At 34.1% G+C, this 21,743-nt stretch carries 19 protein-coding genes and 1 tRNA gene; 11 read left to right on the plus strand and 9 right to left on the minus strand.

Annotated features, from left to right (window positions below; genetic code table 11):
• The first annotated feature begins 5 nt into the window (after positions 1 to 5).
• A complete protein-coding gene (locus tag EZJ43_RS12295) occupies positions 6 to 812 on the plus strand; it encodes a nitrilase family protein (protein ID WP_207924623.1) in 807 nt (268 codons plus the stop codon).
• Positions 813 to 847: 35 nt separating this feature from the next.
• Here the strand turns inward: EZJ43_RS12295 and EZJ43_RS12300 are convergent, their stop codons facing one another.
• Entirely contained in the window at positions 848 to 1,243 is a 396-nt protein-coding gene (locus EZJ43_RS12300) for a DUF983 domain-containing protein (protein WP_133263015.1), read from the minus strand.
• 209 nt (positions 1,244 to 1,452) lie between these two features.
• The gene (locus tag EZJ43_RS12305; protein ID WP_133263016.1) at positions 1,453 to 2,439 is read right to left on the minus strand and encodes a D-alanine--D-alanine ligase; all 987 of its coding nucleotides are present in this window, start codon (positions 2,437 to 2,439) and stop codon (positions 1,453 to 1,455) included.
• A gap of 180 nt (positions 2,440 to 2,619) precedes the next feature.
• Between EZJ43_RS12305 and EZJ43_RS12310 the strand changes: the two genes are divergently transcribed.
• The 5 genes from EZJ43_RS12310 to EZJ43_RS12330 all read left to right on the plus strand — a co-directional run bounded on the left by EZJ43_RS12310 (position 2,620) and on the right by EZJ43_RS12330 (position 6,027).
• Entirely contained in the window at positions 2,620 to 3,396 is a 777-nt protein-coding gene (locus EZJ43_RS12310; RefSeq protein ID WP_133263017.1) for a PASTA domain-containing protein, read from the plus strand.
• A gap of 1 nt (position 3,397) precedes the next feature.
• On the plus strand, positions 3,398 to 4,453 hold the full coding sequence (mltG, locus tag EZJ43_RS12315) for an endolytic transglycosylase MltG (RefSeq protein ID WP_133263018.1): 1,056 nt from the start codon (positions 3,398 to 3,400) through the stop codon (positions 4,451 to 4,453).
• Positions 4,453 to 4,863: an acyl-CoA thioesterase gene (locus EZJ43_RS12320; protein ID WP_133263019.1), complete on the plus strand. Its 411-nt coding sequence runs from the start codon at positions 4,453 to 4,455 to the stop codon at positions 4,861 to 4,863. Before mltG ends, EZJ43_RS12320 begins: the two co-directional genes overlap by 1 nt.
• Before the next feature lie 2 nt (positions 4,864 to 4,865).
• Positions 4,866 to 5,843: a YihY/virulence factor BrkB family protein gene (locus tag EZJ43_RS12325; protein WP_133263020.1), complete on the plus strand. Its 978-nt coding sequence runs from the start codon at positions 4,866 to 4,868 to the stop codon at positions 5,841 to 5,843.
• A gap of 94 nt (positions 5,844 to 5,937) precedes the next feature.
• Positions 5,938 to 6,027, plus strand: a tRNA-Ser gene (locus EZJ43_RS12330).
• Positions 6,028 to 6,095: 68 nt separating this feature from the next.
• On the opposite strand, the gene EZJ43_RS12335 is transcribed toward EZJ43_RS12330, so the two are convergent.
• The 3 genes from EZJ43_RS12335 to EZJ43_RS12345 all read right to left on the minus strand — a co-directional run bounded on the left by EZJ43_RS12335 (position 6,096) and on the right by EZJ43_RS12345 (position 11,134).
• On the minus strand, positions 6,096 to 9,740 hold the full coding sequence (locus EZJ43_RS12335) for an Eco57I restriction-modification methylase domain-containing protein (RefSeq protein ID WP_133263021.1): 3,645 nt from the start codon (positions 9,738 to 9,740) through the stop codon (positions 6,096 to 6,098).
• Positions 9,741 to 10,237: 497 nt separating this feature from the next.
• Positions 10,238 to 10,660 (minus strand): organic hydroperoxide resistance protein, encoded by a 423-nt coding sequence (locus EZJ43_RS12340; protein WP_133263022.1) that lies wholly within the window; start codon positions 10,658 to 10,660, stop codon positions 10,238 to 10,240.
• A 54-nt stretch (positions 10,661 to 10,714) separates the two neighbouring features.
• Positions 10,715 to 11,134 carry a MarR family winged helix-turn-helix transcriptional regulator gene (locus EZJ43_RS12345; protein WP_133263023.1) on the minus strand — a complete coding sequence of 140 codons (420 nt, stop codon included), beginning with the start codon at positions 11,132 to 11,134 and terminating at the stop codon, positions 10,715 to 10,717.
• Positions 11,135 to 11,511: 377 nt separating this feature from the next.
• Here EZJ43_RS12345 and EZJ43_RS12350 point away from each other — a divergent pair, with 377 nt between their 5' ends.
• Together EZJ43_RS12350 and cysM are read left to right on the plus strand one after the other, a co-directional pair.
• Entirely contained in the window at positions 11,512 to 12,324 is an 813-nt protein-coding gene (locus EZJ43_RS12350) for a serine O-acetyltransferase (protein ID WP_133263024.1), read from the plus strand.
• Positions 12,325 to 12,327: 3 nt separating this feature from the next.
• Positions 12,328 to 13,200, plus strand: coding sequence for a cysteine synthase CysM (gene cysM, locus EZJ43_RS12355; RefSeq protein ID WP_133263025.1), 873 nt, complete (start codon positions 12,328 to 12,330; stop codon positions 13,198 to 13,200).
• Positions 13,201 to 13,267: 67 nt separating this feature from the next.
• Here the strand turns inward: cysM and EZJ43_RS12360 are convergent, their stop codons facing one another.
• The 3 genes from EZJ43_RS12360 to EZJ43_RS12370 all read right to left on the minus strand — a co-directional run bounded on the left by EZJ43_RS12360 (position 13,268) and on the right by EZJ43_RS12370 (position 16,413).
• Entirely contained in the window at positions 13,268 to 13,660 is a 393-nt protein-coding gene (locus tag EZJ43_RS12360) for a response regulator transcription factor (protein ID WP_133263026.1), read from the minus strand.
• Between the two features lie 86 nt (positions 13,661 to 13,746).
• Complete coding sequence (locus tag EZJ43_RS12365; RefSeq protein WP_165953159.1) at positions 13,747 to 15,033, minus strand: M16 family metallopeptidase; 1,287 nt, start codon at positions 15,031 to 15,033, stop codon at positions 13,747 to 13,749.
• A gap of 9 nt (positions 15,034 to 15,042) precedes the next feature.
• Positions 15,043 to 16,413 carry a M16 family metallopeptidase gene (locus EZJ43_RS12370; protein WP_133263028.1) on the minus strand — a complete coding sequence of 457 codons (1,371 nt, stop codon included), beginning with the start codon at positions 16,411 to 16,413 and terminating at the stop codon, positions 15,043 to 15,045.
• A gap of 161 nt (positions 16,414 to 16,574) precedes the next feature.
• Here EZJ43_RS12370 and EZJ43_RS12375 point away from each other — a divergent pair, with 161 nt between their 5' ends.
• From EZJ43_RS12375 to EZJ43_RS12385, 3 genes are all read left to right on the plus strand, one after another.
• Entirely contained in the window at positions 16,575 to 17,276 is a 702-nt protein-coding gene (locus EZJ43_RS12375) for a 3'-5' exonuclease (protein WP_133263029.1), read from the plus strand.
• Positions 17,261 to 19,171: a DUF294 nucleotidyltransferase-like domain-containing protein gene (locus tag EZJ43_RS12380; RefSeq protein WP_133263030.1), complete on the plus strand. Its 1,911-nt coding sequence runs from the start codon at positions 17,261 to 17,263 to the stop codon at positions 19,169 to 19,171. The genes EZJ43_RS12375 and EZJ43_RS12380 overlap by 16 nt, the downstream gene beginning before the upstream one ends.
• A 407-nt stretch (positions 19,172 to 19,578) precedes the next feature.
• The gene (locus EZJ43_RS12385) at positions 19,579 to 21,135 is read left to right on the plus strand and encodes a rhomboid family intramembrane serine protease (RefSeq protein ID WP_133263031.1); all 1,557 of its coding nucleotides are present in this window, start codon (positions 19,579 to 19,581) and stop codon (positions 21,133 to 21,135) included.
• Between the two features lie 84 nt (positions 21,136 to 21,219).
• Here EZJ43_RS12385 and EZJ43_RS17365 read toward each other — a convergent pair.
• Positions 21,220 to 21,743: group II intron maturase-specific domain-containing protein (locus tag EZJ43_RS17365; RefSeq protein WP_317126400.1), on the minus strand; the 524-nt coding region annotated here is incomplete at its 5' end.

Here is a 21,743-nt window from a genome sequence, read left to right on the forward strand (position 1 = left end):
AATATATGGAAGCTCCCGCATACACTAAAATAGAAAACTTAAAAGTTACAGTATTTCAAGCTTATGTTTTTTGGGAAAACATAGAAAAAAATCTCAAAAATTTAACGTTAAGGCTTTCTATGGGCGTTAGAGAGAAAACGGATTTAATTGTACTGCCCGAAATGTTTAACAGTGGCTTTAGTATGAATGCGGCGGCATTGGCCGAAGAAATGGATGGAAAAACAATGCAGTGGATGGAGAAAATGGCTAGATTGTATGATTGTGTGGTGACCGGCAGCTTAATTATAAAAGACGGAGATAAATATTACAACCGTTTAATTTGGATGGATAAAAACGGCGAGTATAAACATTATGACAAAAGACACCTTTTTGGCTTAGGCGATGAAGACAAAAATTATGACCAAGGAAAAGATAAACTTATTGTAGAACTAAAAGGCTGGAAAATTAGATTGGCCATTTGCTACGATTTGCGTTTTCCGGTTTGGCTAAGAAATGTTGATCAAGAATATGATATTTTATTGTTGGTAGCCAGTTGGCCTGATAAGCGTTCTTCGCATTGGCGCGCTTTAATTCCTGCACGTGCAATCGAAAACCAATGCTTCGTTATCGGTGTAAATAGAGTTGGCCATGATGGCAATCAAATTTACCATAGTGGGCATTCAATGTGTATTGATCCTTATGGAAAAACTGTTTATTATAAACCAGAAGATGAAGATTTATACACTTTTAGCATCAATTACGAAGAGCTAATTCTAAATAGAAGACAATTTCCTTTTTTAAAAGATGCCGACCAATTTAAAATACTGAGCTAAATCAAAAAATCAATAATACACTGTAAATAAACCGATTAAACCTTCTCCTTTTCGGGTATATAACCTAAACCGGGTGTTAACCAATGCAATAAAATTACTCTCGAATACCTAAAATTTATTGGAGATAGCAATAACAACCCTGTAAAAATAACGGCGACAAAATTCCACAAATTTTCGAACGTTAGCTGTAAACCGAAAATATGTGCACCAACAGCCAAAGCAATAATTTCTGCACAGGTCATGCCGTAACTTACAAACATGGCTACATAAAAATAGCCGGGTTCACGTTCATATTTTAAGTTGCAATGCGCACAATGATCGTTCATTTTTTGCAATTTAAAACCATAAGTTGCACCTGTAAAAATATCGCCTTTGCGGCAACGTGGACATTTAGATTGAAGTACAGCTTGAAATTTTGATAACTCGGGCATGTTGTGTTTTTCTTGAAATCAAAATTAAGTCTTATTAAACTATAAATTGTGACAAAAATCACTTAAAACTGAGATTGACTATTATTTTACAGCAACGTGTAATTATTAAGTTTATGCTTGCATAAAGTATCTTTTTTTATAGATTAGTTATCTCCTTTTAGTCAAAAAAGCGTAATAGTTGTCAGCTATACTCATGAAAATCCTCTTAACTAACCTAAAGTTTCTTTCATCAATTGCGTATAAAATTCTTTTAAAGTAATGCCCATAGCTGCCACTTGTTGCGGAATAAAACTAGTTGCCGTTTGCCCCGGAATGGTATTAATTTCTATAAAAAAGAACTTTCCGGTTTCGCGTTCTAAAAAATAATCTACCCTAACTACACCCCTACAGCCTAGCTTTTCGTAAACATCTGTCACAATTTGCGCCACCATTTCTAACTCAGGTGCACTCATTCTTCCTGGGGTAATTTCTTCGGTAGCACCGGGCGTGTATTTTGCATCAAAATCGAAAAATTCGTTAGCGGGAATCACTTCCGTGGCAGGTAGCACTTTAATTTTACCATTGGCTTTAAAAACACCGACAGAAAACTCCCTTCCATTTACAAACTCTTCAATTAAAACTTGCGTATCTTCGTTAAAAGCCTTTTCTAAAGCCATCGATAAATCATCAGCATGTTTAACTTTACTCATGCCAATACTGCTGCCACCGTTATTTGGTTTTACAAAATAGGGCAATTTCAAATCCGTATTAATTTTATCGATGCTGTAACTGCCACCTTTAAAAACATGAACCGATTTTGCGTTATGTAAATTCAATATTCCATCAACAATCACTTTTGTATAATGCTTATTCATGGTAATAGATGATGTTAAAGTATTACAAGCAGTGTAAGGAATGTTCAGCATATCAAAATACCCTTGCAACTTGCCATCCTCTCCCGGCGAGCCATGAATTGCGATAAACACGCCGTCAAATTTTATTTTCCTTCCTTCAATCATTAAAGAAAAATCATTTTTATCAATGTCTATCTTAACCGAATCTGAAGGCTCGTAAAACCACCCCGAATCGTTCATCATAATTTTATATACTTCGTATAATTCTGTATCAATATTTTGTGCAATTGTTAAAGCACTCCTTACAGATACGACCCACTCGCCTGTTGTACCGCCAGCTAATAAAGCTATTATTTTTTTCATACTATTAATCTAAACGAGAAATTGATCGATTGTAAATTATATCCCCAAAAATATAAATATCTTTGTTTAATATTTAGTTTTGATAGAAACAATTAACATAACACCAGCGTCAAAATTATTCATTCAACCATTAAAATAATTACATTTGGGTTTATAATTAATCCACAGCAAAATTAATTCATGTCTAAATTTATAGATTATATAAAAACCCCATCCTTTCGAAATACTTTATTAGGTGCTATTATTACGGTAGTTGCTTTGCTAGGGATTGCGTTTTTTAGTTTACGTTATTACACCAAACATGGCGAAGGTTTAAACGTACCCATGGTAAAGGGACTAAATTTTGCCGATGCAGTTAAAAAACTGGAAGATGCGGGCTTAAAGTACGAGGTAGATTCGGTTTACATTATGGATAAACCTCCGGGTATAGTAATTGATCAAGACCCTGATGCAACTACCTTTGTGAAAGACAACAGAACAATTTATCTTACCATAAATTCTTCGAAAACACCCAATACCAAATTTCCTGATATTGAAACAAAATCGCTACGAGAAGCACAAGCAATTTTAGAAAGTTCGCGCCTTAAAGTGGGCGATACCACTTATAAACCCGATGTAGCTAAAGATGTAGTTTTGCAGGCATCATTTGGTGGTCAACCTATCGCAATGGGCCAATCGTTGCCAGTGGGATCGAGAATTGACTTGGTTTTAGGTGATGGACGAGGCAGTGGCGAAGTTGACATACCACAATTGGTTGGTTTAACAATTGATGAAGCTAAATTTAGCTTAAAAGGATCGATGCTAACTTTAGGCCAAGTGATGTACGAAGGCGCTATTACCGACAGTACAAATGCCGTAATTGTGAAACAAGATCCAATGCTAGTCGATTCCGTTTCGAAAGTTTCTATCGGCACCAGAATTAACGTTACATTATCTAATAAAACGCCACAACAATAGTATGATTGAGCAAGAAAAAACAAAAATGAGCAGTGGCAAAAAAACTGTTTTAGCAGTTGTTGCAATTGGTTTATTAGTGATAGGATATTTTGGATATAGAACCTACAATACCTATTTATCGCCCAATGTATCGGGCAGTGAAAAATATTTGTACATAAAAACAGGCAGCAGTATAAATGATTTATTTGCAAGTTTAGAAAAAAAGAACTTGCTAAAAGATGTAGAATCGTTTAAAACTGCAGCTTCAAAAATGAAGTTAGCATCTAGCTTAAAACCCGGCAGGTATGCTTTAAAAACCAGCTATGGCAACCGTGTTTTAATTAACATGATTAAGAGTGGCAACCAAGAGGCAGTTAAACTAAAAATTCATAACATCCGTAAGAAAGAAAATTTTGCGGCCTATTTAGCACAAAATTTGGAGGTTGATTCTTTAAGCTTTATTACCGCAATTGATTCATTGCAATTGATTAGTAAATATGGTTTTAACCAAGATAATATTTACGCCATGTTTATTCCCAATACTTACGAAGTAAATTGGAATACACAACCAGTTGTTTTTATGGATAGGATGCACAAGGAATATGAAAAGTTTTGGAATGCAGAACGCAAACAAAAGGCTGCAAGCTTAAACCTTACGCCAATACAGGTTGATATTTTAGCTTCGATTGTTGATGCAGAAGCCTTGTACGATAAAGAAATGCCTATTATAGCCGGATTATACTTAAACCGGTTGAATAAAGGCATTTTATTGCAGGCAGATCCAACGGTAATTTTTGCCAACGATGATTTTACCGTTAAACGCGTTACCGGTAAATTGCTCCAGATACAATCGTTATACAACACATACAAATATGCGGGTTTACCGCCAGGACCTATAATGATGCCAAGTATTAATGCAATTGATGCTGTTTTAAACCGTGAGCAAAACGATTACATTTATATGTGCGCGAAGGATGATTTTTCCGGTTACCATAATTTCGCATCCACAAAAGAACAACATTCTATCAATGCGAAAAAATATCGCGAAGCTTTAAACAAACGCAATATTTTTAAATAATGTTTTCTCACGAAACCAAAGTTAGGGTGCGTTACGCCGAAACTGACCAAATGGGCATTGTTCATCATGGCAATTATGCGCTGTATTATGAAATAGCACGCACAGAATGTTTCGAAGCTTCGTCGGGCATTAGTTACGAAACGATGGAGAAAGAGGGCATTATGTTGCCTATTTTAGAAATGCAATCTAAATTTTTAAAACCCGCATTGTACAATCAGGTTTTAACAGTTAAATCGATTGTAAAAGAATTGCCTACCGTGCGTTTAAGGGTAGATTACGAAATTTATAACGAGTTGAATGAACTCATAAATATTGCCCATACTACATTGGTTTTCGTTAATAAAACTACTAAAAGACCATGCCAACCGCCAGAATTATTTATGAGCAACATTAGGCAATATTTTATTTAGGGATGGAGTGGTTTCATCGGCAATTGTTAAAATTAAAATTTTATTCGATGTTTATCGAGTGGACAAAAAGCTGTATTCTGCCAGGTTTCAGTCCGTTGCCATTGTACACCATATCTGCTTTTTTTTTAAAAGAGATACAAAAAGATACTTTAGTTAACAAAGCATCATCATTAGCTTATAGTTTTTTGCTCGCTATTTTCCCCGGATTGATCTTTTTATTTACCCTAATTCCGTTTATACCGGTTAAGGGTTTCCAAGATCAATTGCTAAACTTAATTGTTCTTATTTTACCAGATAATGCTTTTGATGCTTTTGAAGCGACGTTAAAAGACATTATTAAAAACCAAAATACAGGCTTACTATCTTTCGGGTTTATCTCAGCACTTTTCTTTGCTACAAACGGCGTTAAAAATTTAATGAAAGCTTTCAATAAATCATCGCTAATTGTAGAAACCAGAAGTTGGCTTAAACAGCGTTTAATTGCACTGGTTTTAACTATGGTGATCTGTTTATCCATTATTACTTGCATAAGTGCAATGGCCATGGGCGAAATATTGCTTAATTATTTACACATTAAAGGAAGTTTGGCAGTTTATGCCATTCAGCTAACGCGATGGGCTTTATTGGCATTTTTATACTTTATAACTATTTCCATTTTATATCGTTACGGGCCATCTCACACTAAAAAATGGAAACTTTTTAGCGCGGGCTCTTGGTTGGCTACTATTTTGGCTTTTTTAACCATCTGGGGATTTTCCTTCTACATAAACAATTTTGGATCTTACAACAAGGTTTATGGCTCAATAGGTACTTTAATTGTAGTAATGATTTGGCTTTATCTAAATTCTTTAATCTTACTGATAGGGTTTGAGCTGAACGCGAGCGTTGATGTGAGCAAACGAAGTGTGAAAATCGTTAAGCCAGCCTTCAATTTATTTAAAAAAACCGCACCTATCGACGGCAATTTACAGAAAAAGTAAATTTTTCTTACTCATTGTTAAGTGGTTATCTAAATAACTAAAAAAAAATGCTTTTAGGGTTTGCAAAATTAAGCGAAGTTCGTACTTTTGTCGCGGAGAGTTGGCAGAGTGGTCGATTGCGGCAGTCTTGAAAACTGTTGACTTGTTAAAGGGTCCGCGGGTTCGAATCCCCCACTCTCCGCCAATCAAAATGCCCTCTGACTTTTTAGTCAGAAGGCATTTTTTGTTTACCGTGAAAAATTGTCTAAAACCTCAACTATTCTCAACAATCGCTATTTCCTCTGCGGTTAAATCGTAAAGTTTATAAACCATAGCATCAATTTCTTTATCGGTAGTATCGATTTCGTTTTTTAACTGTAGAACTTTTTTTGCTTCGGTGGTAAAATAGTCTTCCCACTCCGCTTCTTGCGAAAGTGAAAGTTTTATTTTTTGTTTGGTTAACTCTTTTATAAATTCTGAATACGTTAACAAATACCAATCTTGAAGCTTTTTAGGCAAAATTGATAACTCAAATTTTCGTTGTAGCGTTCTTTGGAATTTTTGTGATTGGTCTTGTAGATCTTTGTTGAGCGAAAGCATTGCGTCTGCTTTGTCTATGAATGGTTGTTGTGTTTCTAAAGAAATATCCTTGATTGGAAACTTTCTTAAATCATTCAAGATAATTTTTGGAAATAATTTTCTAACTGATTTTGCAGTGTTTTTTAAAAAATAGTATGAAAGCAATTTACTATTTAAAATTACAGTAATATATCTCAATGAAATCTTAGAATTTAACTTTTCAACTATAGCAATATTGCTTCTGTTATATAAATAAATCTCCTCGGAATATGTAGCAATCAAACATTTTGGAAAATTTCCAGTAATTTCTCTCACTATAATTTTTTTTCCGCTAAAAAGGTTGAATGTTCTTGGTGCTGCTAAATGTTTCCCATATCGTAAATACGACCCTGACCAGTTAGTATAATATCTTGCAACATCTTTACCATCTAAATATTTGAATGTGTGTTCATCAAATTGATAATTATAATCATAAGGTCTGTTCTTTACATCTTCAGCGGTTTGTTTCGGTTCTCCTTTATCAGTTTCGTACGCTTGCAAACCCGCTTTAATTTCTACTAAATTGTCTAGTTCCTTCGAGTTATTAGTTATCTTTAAGTTCAATTCATCATTATCATTATCTAAAAATACTTTAAACTCAAAACCTTCATTGTTGCTAAATTCCTTTTGTTGTTTAGAATGTGAAAAGTAAAATTCATCTCCATTATTTAAAAAAATTTCAACAGAATTTTCAATTATTTTTTCTTTTTCAGCCAATAAAATAACTGTTTCTACATTCGCACTTTCGAACGAATATCCTGCCAAATTTATTATTTGGTTTAATTTGTTGTTTTCTAACAAAAATTTCCTCAATCCTTCTCCAGAATACATCATTAACCAAGAATTTGGGATAATCAAACCGTAAATCCCCTGTACTTTTAAAATATGAACACTTTTCTCTATAAATAAAAGATAGGTATTTATTTGATATTTTGCGGAAACAAATTCTCTTACGAAAAAATCTTTTTCATGTTGTTTGAAGTTGTCTCTTGCAAAAACATAAGGCGGATTCCCTATAACAACATCAAAACCACCTTTATATTCGGTTTTAAAAACATCCTCATAATCCTGGTAAAAGCACTTTTTAATATTCGGTTGTTGCAATATATCAAGCGCCGGTAAATTATGCTTACTACGATTATTTCTTACATATTCTACCGTATTCCACAATTGTTTATCATCGGTAATTTCTTTGCATCCAAATTTTTGTGTCCATAAACTATTTTGTTTTTCGCCCCTAGCATCAGCCAATGGAGCATGCTCCGACAAGCGAACATCCTCCGACAATGGAGCATGCTCCATTGTTACTATAACAGTAGAACCCCTATCTATATTTACGGCTCTAGCAGTTTTAGATTTTATTTTTTGTACAACTTTAGTCAGCACCTCCTCTTCGCAAACTAAAACCAAATGTATGTGATCCCTACATACATTAAACGCCATAACGGCAAGTTTATCCTCAATAACTATTTCAGAAACAATTTTTACGATAATAGTTTCTTCTTCGGCGGTTAGTGGAATAATATTCGGCTTTAGCATGGTGCCCATTGCCCGTTTCTCTCTCACCTTATAATCGATCATCCGTTGCGATGTACGACTATCGTGGATAGCAGTGGTGATATGCCAAGCTTTTTTATCTTTCTCTATAAATATTTTAGGAAACGATTTTTGCCAATTAAAAGCTTTTTCACCAGCAATTGCAACATCATCAATTAATGAATTACCACATTTAATATTGTTGTTTAAATCGTTTAATTTTCGGTTAGGTTGTGCGGTACGTAACCATAAAGATAGTTTAGCAATTTCTACACTTTCCTCATTTAAATCGACACCAAAAAGATTGTTCTCCAAAATACTTTTTTCAATATCGCTCAATACCAAGGCATCGCCAAAAAGTTTAGCTTGCAATTCATCTAAATATTTATGTTCGGCAATTAGAAAATCTAAGGCTTGGTTTAAAAAAGCACCACTTCCACAGGCTGGATCGCAGATGGTAATTTGTAAGAGCCAATTGCGGTAACCGTTCAGTTTTTCTAGCAACGATTGTTTAATAGCCTTGGTTCTTTTTTTATCAGTAAAATAATCTTCTTCAACTATTTTAAACTCCAATTTTTTATCTGTGCAGCGTTTGCCAATGGTATTATCAACAATGTATTTGGTAATGTATTTAGGTGTATAAAAAACCCCGTCCTTTTTACGTTTAGTGGTCGATTTCTCAATAACTGTACCTTCTAATTGTGCTTTTATTTCATCCAATTCATTTAACGAATTTTCGAAAATATGGCCGAGAATATTTACATCAACTTCACTCGCAAAATCATATTCCGAAAGCCTCAAAGTGTGTTTATACAAAAGTTCATCATCAATTTTAATGCAATCTAAAACTTCATCAGGCTTAAACAAACCGCCGTTATATGCAAATACATCATGTTGTTTCCCTTTGAAACCGGTGTTTAGATATCCAAAATATTTTTTAAAACGCATATACAATGGCACATATTCATCTAATTCTTTCAATTTTTCCCATTGTTTCAAAATTAGGCGAACCGAGTTTGGCGGTAACAATTGGCGGTCTTCTGCAAAGAACAGAAACAGAAAGCGATCTAATAACTTTTGCGATTTTTTAAATAATTCTAACGCATCAAAAACAGGATTTTGTTTGACTAAATCTTGGTGTAATTCTCTTTTAAACTGTGAATAATCGCTGTATAACGCTTTTGTAATATCTTTTTCTTTACTTAACGATTGCTCTTTTAATTTCTTCGGAACATCGTTTGCAATATTATCGTGAGCTAGGCATAAGTAAAGTAATTCAAATTCTTTTTCGGTTAATTGAAATAGGTTAAATTCCAAAAATTCTGTTGCGTTATCAATGTAAAACCTCAATTTTTCAAAGTTTGAAGTTATCACATAAACACAGTCTGGTTGATTGTTTTTATAGCCAAAAGCTTGAACTTCGATTTTACCTAAATCGGTGGTATTAGTACCTTTTAACTCAATAACAGCTTTAACTTTATCATTTATTAGTACCGCACCATCTGCTTTTTTACTGTCTTTTACATTCTTATACTCTGTTGTTAACGAAAAGTTTGGTGTCGGATTTTTAACGTAATCCAGTACATTTACAAATAAATCAATCAAAAACTCGCCTTGGTATTGTTCTTCTTTGCTGTTACGAATGTTATCTTGAATGGCGGAATTTTGAAAGTGATTTTTAAAAATATTCCATTTCAAAGCCAATTTCGATTGATCTTGACTTAATAATTGTTTTGTAACTACTGATTTTTGAAATAAAGGCATATAAAAGCGTTATTCTAACATAAATTTTAGTTTCCCAAATTAAGCAAGATTAATTAAAAACAAGGAATTTCGACAAAAATTCAGGATGAAAAAGAATCTTTAATCCTAAAATTTCTGTCTTTGTAAAAAACCAATTATACAACGGTTTACGGCCCAACTTTGTGTAAAAATTCTAAATTTGCTTGTCAGGTTTTACCAATTTTAAATTAAGGTACATCACAAAATAAATGGAGATTTCTATAAACTCTTAGTAGAAAAACCGGCATAAAACTAAGCCTTCCTTCAAACAAAATAATTGCAAAATGGGCGTAAGGGCATTATACATTTAATCTTTCCAGGAAAATGCACAAAAAATTTAAAGATTAAGAAAGAGTTGAGCGTTGTTGTTACGAGAAGATTTAGTTAAAATATGGAGCGTTTGTGAGGAGGATCATGTAAAAACTCAAAATCATAAAAAAAGAGGCTACCTCAACTAATGAGACAGCCTCTTATTAAATTTAAAGGTTTGTAACTTTTAAATCTACTGTTATGTTACCACGAGTTGCATTAGAATAAGGGCAAATATGGTGCGCTTTTTCTACCAATTCCTGAGCCTTTTCTTGGCTTACGCTTGGAACATTTACGTCTAGCTCTACCGCTAAACCAAAACCACCCGTATCATTTTTTCCAATACTTACTTTTGCCTTCACACTAGTTTCGCCAGTTTCAAGTTTTTCTTGCTTGATCACCAAATTTAAAGCACTGTCAAAACAGGCCGAATATCCGGCTGCGAATAATTGTTCGGGATTGGTGTAATCATCATTTGCACCGCCCAATGCTTTTGGCATTCTAACTTCTACTTCTAAAATACCGTTGTCAGTTTTTACGTGGCCGTTACGACCTCCTTTAGCAGTTGCTTCTGCTGTGTACAATGCTTTCATTTTTTAAGATTTAATTTTTACTATTTAATTTATAAAGTTTCTACAAAACACTGATCAATTGATTAAAATTTTATTCAATATAGTCTTGAGGTGAATAAGCTCTTCGATGGAAACACCCAAACATGACACAATCTGTGTAGGAATGTCTTTTGCTTGTTCTCGCAAATTGCTTCCCTCTTCAGTTAAGGAAATAAGAACTATTCGCTCATCTTCTTTACTTCTGATTCTGTTCACAAAGCCTTTTTGGGCCAATCTTTTAAGTAAAGGCGTTAATGTTCCACTATCCAAACGGAGCCTTTCTCCCAACTGGTTGACGGTCTTCTCCTTTTCTTCCCACAAAACCAACATTACCAAATATTGCGGATAGGTGATGGATAACTTATCCAGCAAAGGCCTGTATAAATTAGTAATCTGTCTGGAGAAAGCGTACGCAGGAAAACAAATTTGATTCTCCAATTTTAATAAATCTTCCATGATTTGTTATTTACTGATACAAACATAACTAAATTTTGCTAAATTAAATTTTACACAATATAAAATGACACAATACTTAAATATGTAAAAATAATCAGCTAGTAATTTGCAATTTTAACTAAACAATTGTAGCCATCTTGTAGAATGTGATCAAAAAAATTGCAGAAATTGCTTCCAATCCCCAGGTAGGATAATCACTAAGCACTTTTTCTGTTTTGCGAAATGATTAATAACGATAAATTTTTTAAACTCAAAAGCCCATAAATCTATCTTTTGTAAAACTATAATCCTGCGGTAGTTTACCCCATCAAATTATCTCAAAAATTTTAACTTTGCGTACCAGGTTTTATAAATTTTAAATTAAGGTACATCAAACAATGAACGAAGATTTCTACAAACTTCTATTAGAAAAACCCGCATACAACCAAAGTATTCCTTCAAACAAAATAATTGCAAAATGGGCGGAGGGGATTATACATTTAATGTTTCCCGAAAACTGCACCAAAACTTTTAAAGATTTAGAAAGCATTAAGAAACAAGCTTTATCCTTACAAGAAGATTTGGTTAAAATATTGAGCTCTTGTGAAGAAGAAAATGAAAAATTTAAGGTAGTTGCCAACTTATTTTTTGATGGTTTACCAGAACTTTACCGCGTTTTAAATACCGATATACAAGCCATTTACGATGGCGATCCTGCCGCAAATAGTGAATTTGAAGTAGTAAGAACTTATCCGGGTTTTTATGCCATCTGTTTTTATAGAATTGCCCATTTACTTTCCTCGTTCGATATTGCGCTTATCCCCCGCATTTTAACAGAGTATGCGCACTCTAAAACAGGCATCGATATTCATCCATCGGCAATAATAGGCGAATATTTTAACATCGATCATGGTACGGGCATTGTAATTGGCGAAACAAGTACATTAGGTAAGCACGTAAAAATATTCCAAGGCGTTACTTTAGGCGCTTTAAGTGTGCGCAAAAGTTTAGCAGGCAGTAAACGTCACCCAACGGTAGAAGACCATGTGGTTATTTATTCGGGTGCAACCATTTTAGGTGGCGAAACTGTAATTGGCAACCACAGCGTAATTGGAGGGAATGTTTGGTTAACAGAAAGCATTGCGCCTTTCTCTACCGTTTACCACTCACCAGTAATTAAAATTATTAACGAAATAAGAAGCTCAAAATAAAGTATGGCCGGAATAATAGATTTAATAGGAAATACACCAATGGTGGAGTTGACAAAACTTAACCCCAATCCAAATGTTAAAATTTTCGCTAAGCTAGAAGGAAATAATCCCGGTGGGAGTGTTAAAGACCGCGCAGCTTTAAATATGATTAGAAGCGCAATGGAACGTGGCGAAATTAAGTCTGGAACGAAGCTTGTGGAAGCAACCAGTGGCAATACTGGCATTGCTTTAGCCATGATTGCGAGTTTGTATAACTTAGATATTGAACTGGTAATGCCATCGAGCTCCACACGCGAACGTACTTTAACCATGCAAGCGTTTGGCGCAAAGGTTACCCTTTTAGATAGTATTGAAATTTGTAGAGATTATGCGGAAGAAAAAGGTGCTACTGAAGGATATTACCTACTAAACCAATTTGCCAATAGCGATAACTACATGGCGCATTATAAAACAACTGGACCCGAATTGTGGAATGATACGCAAAATAAGATTACCCATTTTGTAAGTTCTATGGGTACAACAGGCACAATAATGGGTTGCTCAAGGTATTTAAAAGAGAAAAATAAATCCATTCAAATTGTAGGCTGTCAGCCGACCGAAGGCGCTTCTATTCCGGGCATTCGCCGTTGGCCAATTGAATACCTACCTAAAATTTATGAACCAGAGCGTGTTGATCGGGTGATGGATGTTACGCAAAACGAAGCAACGCAAATGGCAAGAAGATTAGCTAAACAAGAAGGCATTTTTGCCGGAATGAGTTCGGGCGGGGCTTGTGCAGCTGCAATAAAGCTGGCAGAAGAATTAAAAGAAGGTGTAATTGTTTTTATCGCTTGCGATCGTGGCGACAGATATTTAAGCAGCGATTTATTCGGATAAGAGAATTGATTTGTTAAACCAAAAAAGGAGGCAATTGCCTCCTTTTTTGGTTAACGTTTAGTAAAACCTAAGCTTGAGCCGATTTAGTCTCTTCACTCCTATTAATCTGTTTCTTAATTCTTTCCAAAACATCATCAATATCAAACGGCTTGCTAATATAATCATCAGCAAAAGCATCAATTGCTTTTTGTTCGCTATTATTTTGTGCCGACATTACAATAATTGGAATGTGCTTGGTAAATAAATCAGTTTTTAAATCTTTACAAATTTCAGCACCGTTACCATCAGGTAACATTACATCTAATAAAAAAAGATCGGGCATTGCATTCTGGATATTTTTTTTAAGTTCTGAGAAGGACGATGAAAGTTGTAATTCAAAACCTTCTTCTTTTAAAAGTATTTCGATAACATTCCTAATCTCCTGATCATCTTCTAATATATGGATTCTAGTTTTTCTCATGTTCAAATTTAAAAAATTATATGGATAGACGTAATAAAATTATACAATTTTAGTCAAACATTAAAACTGACTAAATGTTTTAGGATTTATTTTTTAAAAATGCTGTTTAACAAATCTTCATCACCTATATAAAATAAATCAGAACCTTTAAAGTACTTTGTATAAACATCATTCATATCCTTTAAAGTAACTTTATTAAAATTTTCTACCATATTCTCTTCCATTTTGTAATCGCCTAAAATTTCGGCTTTACCTAAATTTGCTACAATAGCATTTGCACTTTCCTGGTTGCGATAGGATTTATCTCGATGATCTTTTTTAAGCGCATCTAAATATTTTTGGTTGTAATGTGCTTTACCAACATCATCAAACACACCAAACATTGCTTTTAATGCTTTTCCAGGCTGTGTAGAACTTACAAATAATGATGTGTAAGGTTTTTGTATGTCGATTACTTTTGCACCGGGATCATAAGATAAACCCTGCTTTGTTCTCAATTCATAACTCAAACTTCCGCTCAACACATTAACCAATAACACAAAAGAGTGATAATCAGCACTGCTCATTACTGGTGCATTAAAAACAACACTGATATAATTGGTTGCAATATTTCGAGGCTCTGAAAAAACAGTTTGTCCTACAATTTCATTTTGCTCATAAACCGGCGCGGTGTAAGGCTTCTTGGGCAAATTCTTAAAAGATTCTACTATCTTTTTTTCTAATTCTTCTTTTGTAATTTTCCCCGCAACCACCAAAAACATTCTATTTTTGTTTAATAATTGGTTGTGGTAATACTTTTTTACACTATCGGCAGTGAAACCACTTACTGTAATTATATCGCCAAGTGGGTTAACTCCGTACTGCGTGCCCTTAAAAAGCGTTTCCATGGTAAGTTGATCCAACCTTGTTTCGGGATCTGATTTACTGTGTGAAATACCCGTTAACAATTTCTCTTTAGTTGTGGCAAATTCATTTTCATCAAAAATAGGATTAGCAACAGCATCCGAAAATAATTTCCAACCCTGATCTAAGTATTTCGATATGCAGTTCATACTCAGCAAACCAAAGTCGGTTGTAGCGCCTCCATTTATTCTAATCCCATATTCATCAGCAAGCTCTTGATAATCGGTAACGGTATAGTTTTTTGTACCACAAACACCGGCTGCCGTTAAAGCTAAATGCTCTATCCCTGCCTGTTCTGGCTCGTAGTTCATCACCCCGCCCCTAAAAAACATGCACATACTCACTGTTTCTTTTTGCGTGGGTTTCAAAATAACTTTAAGTCCGTTTACATTAAAAGATATGGCTTTAATTTGTGCTTGCGCAGTTGCAAATAATAATATAAAATTGATGAGCAATAAATAACGTTTCATGTAGCGCATTTAATTAAGTGATTTGAAAAAAGTTTGCGGTTTTACCGTGTTAAATCCGCTTTTATCCATCATTAAACCAGCAGTATAGGGTTTATTTTGAATGTATTTTTTAACGTAATCTAACAAATCTTGGCGGGTAACTTTGTTTAAATTTTCTTCGTAATGGATGTAATAATCTACTGAGGCAGATGCCCACCAAAAAGACAATAAATGCGCATAATCTGCAGTTTCTTCTCTGCTCTCTACCTGACTAACAGATAAAAGTCTTTTTGCGCGCTCAATCTGCAAATCCGATACGTAATCTTTTGTTGCAAAAAGCGAAATCTGCTTCATTACCTCTTCGTAGCACGCTTTAATTTTACTCGGATTAGGGTTTACCATTAAACTGATTGGCCCGGTATATTTTTGGGTATAATAATTTAAACTTACTTTTTGCGCCAAGCCACTATTAACCAATGCTTGGCTTAGTTTAGAGCCATTTTGATTTACAATGAACGAAAAAACATCGGCAACATAAGTGGCTTTTACATCGTTTCTGGTATCAGGTCCGTGCCAGCTAAAAAGCATAAACGGCACCGGACTTTTATTAGATTCTACAAAATAATAATCGTTTTTAACTAAAGGTTTAAATTCTGGTATCGGCCATTTTTCAAAAGGATCAAAACCTGAAGGTTTCCAACTGCTAAAGGTTTTTTCTACATAATTAAAAGCCTCATCCGGTTTAACATCACCTGCTACCACAATTACCGAATTATTTGGCCAGTAATATTTATTTTTAATGATGTCCATCTTTTCTGGCGTTGCCGATAAAATAACTTCATGGTTCCCGATCACATTTTTTCTGGAGTAATTTGAACCCCACATGTGGTGGGCATTGGCTTCTATTAGCGCAAAAACTGCACCTGATTCGTGCCTTGTAAATTCTGCGTTTACAACTTCGTTTTCTAAAGCCATATCCGATGCTTTAAATATTGGAAACCTTATGGCCGAATTCATTAAACTTAAGCCAGGTTTTAAATTAGCTGCAGGCATTGTAAAAAAGTAATTTACAACTTCCTCTCTGGTGGTGGCGTTTGCGTTAATATCCAATTCATTCATCCTCGTATTAAAACTTTCAAAATCAGGATAATCTTTATTGGCCTTAAAAAATAAATGCTCATACAAGTGGCTCAATCCATTATACTCGTCATTCTCGGTAAAAGAACCGTTTCTACAAGCCATTTCTACGGTAACCATTGGCACAGTATTATCAACCACTACAAGCACTTCTAAGCCATTGGGCAACTTTTTAAAATACAAGTTATCTAGCAATTTCTGCTGAGAAAAGGCTACATGAAACAATAAAACGGCAAGGGATGTACAAATAAATTTAAGGCGCATATAGAGCAATTATAATTTTCCAAACAAATATCTTTAAAACTTTGGTTTATGCAAGCAAAAAAAATCTTTCAAATACAATTTAATGCGCTATCAAAAATAACTACATTTGGATATTAGATATTTTCTAAAACTTAAAATTGATTTAACCAAAAAAACTCAACTTGCCAAAATTTTTCCTCGTTATAGATACAGAAACTTCTGGCATCCCTAAAAATTGGAGGCTTCCTTATTCAGACGATAAAAATTGGCCTCATATTGTTCAAATTGCATGGATTGTTTATGATGAAAACTTTACAGAGGTTAAAAGGGAAAATCATTATTTAAAGGATGACAATTTTTCTATTTCGAAAACATCAATCGAAATTCATAAAATAACACACGAATTTCTTCAAGTTAACGGTGAAGATAAACAAGATGTGCTTTTAAAATTTATAGCAGATCTTTCTAAATTCCAACCCCTTATTATCGGCCATTTTATTGAGTTCGATTTTCATATCCTAAACGCAGAATTTTTTAGAATCGGAAGAAAAGATGTTTTGCAAAATTCATCATTTTTTTGCACCATGAAGGCCAGCACCCCGTACGTTAAAAATCCAAGCATTAATCAATTAAAGTTAAACCAGTTTTACGAATCATTATTTAATGAGGAGCCTAAAGGTTTTCACAATGCTTTGGATGATACCATAAATACCGCGAAAATATTCTTTCATTTGATTACGCTTAATCACTCGATGGTTGATGAATATTTAGCAAAAAATGAATTTCGGCCTGATTTTACAACACCTCAAGTTAAAGCGCCTAATTTTAAGCACTTCCCCTCAACTTTTAAATCATTATTTTCATTATTATGGAAGATAAACTAAAATTACTTTCGTCAAATATCCCCTTTAAATATTTACCTGTAGAAACATTAGCACACTTAGCACGACTATTAGAAAGTGTAGTTTACAAGCGAGATACCGTAATTTATGAATTGGGCGGACAAAAACTCAAAGGAATAGAAATTGTTGCAGAGGGTTGTTTGGAAACAGCTTTTTTAAGCGGCTTATCACAAGAAGAAAATATTAGCCAATACGAACCTGGCACTGCTTACGGAGGCATTCAAATTCTTTTTAATAAACGCAAACCTTTGGAAACCGTTGTTGCTAAAAAGGGAACAAAAACTTACTTTCTGCATAGACGAGATTTCAAAAAGCTTTGCGAAGATTTTGAAGACTTTTTTAATTTCTACACCGCCGATTTTGGAAAAAAAATGCTCGATGAAGATTACGCACATCTTTATAGTAAAACAACATCAAACGAAGATAATTACCTAAACTTCGATCAAATTTACTCTTCTAAAATTAAAGATATTGCCTACAAAGCGGTTGTTTCTACTAGTGAAGATACGCCCATTTATGAAGTGGCAATTAAAATGGCGAACCATAAAACCAGTTGTATTTTTATTAAAAATGATAAAGATAAATTTACTGGTTTTGTAACTGATATTACTTTAAGAGATAAAGTTATCGCCCAACAGTTTAATAATCAATTACCAATAAAAAAGGTAATGGATGAAGATATTGTATTTATTTCTACCAATGCGTACGCGTACGAAGCCATTCTAATGATGTTTAGCCGTAAATCGAGGTATTTACTCATACAAGATGAAGCAGGTGAATATGTCGGTTTTTTAAGTAGAAATAGATTGCTGAGTGAGCAAGCGCAGTCGCCTTTGGTGTTTATACAATCGGTAAAATCTGCTGTGAACACTGCCGATTTGAAATCTAAGTGGCAAAAAGTTCCTAATATTGTCGCCCAGTTACTCGATCGAGGCATTAATGCCGAAATTGTAAATGAAATTGTTACCGCAATTGCAGATACTATTTCTAACAAAATTATAGAAGAAGTAATTGAAAAGATGGGTCCGCCACCTGCAAAATTTGTTTTTATGGTGTTGGGTAGCGAAGGTAGGAAAGAGTTGAGTTTAAAAACCGATCAAGATAACGCCATTATTTACGAAGATACGCCAGCCGAGAACAGGGCCTTGGTTAGAACTTACTTCTTAGATTTTGCGGCGCAAGTTTCTGATAAATTAAATACGGTGGGTTTTGTTTATTGTTTGGGCGATTATATGGCTTCTAACCCAAATTGGACACACTCTTTAGCACATTGGAAATATAATTACAAAAAATGGATCGAGGAATCGTTGCCCGAAGCAGCCATAAAATTTGCAGCCTTTTTCGATTGTAGAGCTATTTACGGCGATTTGAGTATTATGGATAACTTGAGAGGCTTTGTAGATGATGAACTTAAAAAACCAGCAGAAAAATTTTATACTTATTTAGCAAAAAATGCACTTCAGTATGAAATGCCATTAACCTATTTCAAAAATATTAAAACCCAAACCGTAAATAGTAAAGAGGTTTTCGACATAAAAAAAGCTATGACGCCTATTGTAGATTTGGTTCGTGTTTATGCTTTGCAGAATAGAATTTTTCAGAAAGAAAATACTGGCGAGCGCTTAAAAGCGCTTAGAGATTTGGGTATTTTTACCGAACAGCAATTTACCGAACTGATGCAATCTTACTATTATTTAATGGCTTTAAGATTAAAATGGCAAGCGCAACTAATTATAAAAAACCATGTAGAAGCAAATAATTTGATTGAAATAGGATCGCTAACTAAGATAGAAAAAGTTACGTTAATTGAGATTTTTAAAACGATACAAAATTTTCAGTTGGGCATAAAAATTAAATTTACCAATAGTTTTGTTTAAGTTGAGCGTAATACTAAATCTGGCGCAAGCGTCTCGCTTGTGACTAATAAAAAAACAGTAAAATTATACCTTCTTAAATTTTAAATATATTACAAACTGAACGCTCGCTTTAGAAAAACTAAATAAACTGCTTATGTTAGAATTAGTTAAGTATTTCGACAAAAAAATGAAAGCTTTTTTTGCTTTTTACTATTGCAATGTATATGTAGCGTAACAACCAAAAACATTCTATATACAAAAAAAATATCTAATTATTTATAACGATTTTTTGATATTTTTAAATAATATTGTATGATGATTGTTAGACCAATACACCCAAATTTGGTTGTATAAGTATGATAAGATCATACCTATATACAAGTTATATGCCATTTTAGGACGACCCAAAAAACAACAACGACAGGACATTGGAAACATATATTTCAAAACTAAAACACATTCTTCCGACATTTTTAGCTGTTACATTTGGGACAGTTTTCGGACTTGCATTTTTAAGGTGGTTGCTTTGTATTCAGTTTTCTCTGCTTGACATCAAAGAAGAAATTTGGGTTTTATGGTTACCGCTAATCTTTCCTTGGATTCCAATTACACTATGGCTTAGACAGCGTTTTCGAGTATTAACAGTTAAAAAGGGCGATACTGACAAGGCAAGATTTTTCTTTCAAATTATTTCTTGGGGAGTTATGACCGCAATGCTTTTTGTTTCACAAGCTTACCTAACAACTGCAACAGGAAAACTTGAAACCCTTTCAAGCATAAAAGAAATTGACAAAGTTGAGAAAGCCCGTTACTACAGACTAACAAATTTTTCAGTTGCTACATACTTTGGTGGAACATACACTGACTTTAGGACAAGTGGAAAATATAATCAATATCTAAATTTTGACATCTTCTTTGTAACACCAATTATTGCCGACACATCAGAACACATTACTGACATTCCGAAGCATTGGTATGGTGTAAAATACAAAGAGCAAATCAGTAATAAAATCAGCAACGAGGAAAAGGACAGAAAGTATAAAGAGTTTTATGACGAGTGTATTCAAAAGATGAACAACTATAACTTTTATTCTTTAGACCACTTTGAACGAAAACCAAAATCAGACGACAGAATAAATTTTTTGAAAGCAATTGAAGCAAGAACAAAGCAACAGACAGACGAAAGTTTTATAGTTCTTGAACCTATTCAAGAAACTTATGAAAGCAGAAACGGAAATAAGTTGGCTTGGATTTTCGGTTCGTTTGGAATTGGGTTTGGTGTTTTACTATTCTCTCTATTATTCCCAGGATTTAGCGATAGCGAACGCAAGCGATTTTTGTCAGGAAAGAAACCAAAACAAGATGACCTTGTAGATATGCTAAACTATCTTGTTCCAAAAGGCGACCATTTTGCAACTTCAATAATTTTAGACTTAAATATTCTTGTCTTTTTATTAATGGTTTTCTCTGGTATTCATATAATATCACCAAATGGGATGGAGTTGCTTCAATGGGGTGCAAATAGAAGATTTGAAACAACTGGTGGAGAATGGTGGCGACTATTTACAAGTATGTTTTTACACGGTGGTATAATGCACTTGATTTTAAACATTTCAGGACTTGTCATTGCGGCAATCTTTGTAGAGCCACTAATCGGACGGAAAAAGTATTTCATCTTATATATTTTATCTGGACTTTGCGGAAGTCTTGCAAGCATTTGGTGGTATCCTAACACAATAAGTGTTGGTGCATCAGGTGCAATATTCGGACTTTACGGTGCAATACTTGGACTGCTTTTAACAAAAGCATTTCCCGAAGGTGGTAAGAAAGGAATACTAATTATGATAGGTATTTATGTTGGTATAAATTTACTTTGGGGCTTGACAGGTGGAATTGACAATGCAGCACATATTGGTGGACTTCTGAGCGGAGCATTAATCGGAATAATTTTATACAAACTTGACGATGGAAAGAAAATCGAGTAGGTAAAGGGGAATTTCACCCCTAAACCTCTCACAGAACCGTACGTGATACTCTCGCATCATACGGCTCTTCATAATTCAAGTCTTTTAAGGTCTGAAGCCTTCGTAATGCCAATGTTCGAAGAGATTTGGATAGTCTTTTGATAATTTTTGTAGGTATTTATAACCTACATACCAAGGTTTCTTCCTAAATCGACGGTATTTATTGCGTATCCATTTGGTTAAGCGTGTATGCAGAACTCGAAAAAGTTTGCGCATTTCGCTCATTCGGAATTTGCCATAGTAATTTATCCAACCTCGGATTTTGAGCTTCAACAGTTCCGCAATTTTACTTAACGGGAATTGAACCCAACGATGAAAATTCATCTTATTTAGTTCTTTGGCTATCCTACTCCTACTCTTTTGGCTCATGGCGGGTGAAAAACCTAATCTGATTTTCCCTCGCTCTTTGATAATTCTTGGCTTAAAGGTGTAGCCCAAAAAATCGAACTTTTGATACCTTACTTTGAAGGGGGGTTGACGTTTTTGATTATTGCGACAATAAACGATTTTCGACTTCTCTTGGTTTAATTCCAATTTACAGTCTCTCAATCGTTGTTTTATCTTTTCTA

This window comes from Pedobacter changchengzhani (assembly GCF_004354365.1).
Classification (GTDB): Bacteria; Bacteroidota; Bacteroidia; order Sphingobacteriales; family Sphingobacteriaceae; genus Pedobacter; species Pedobacter changchengzhani.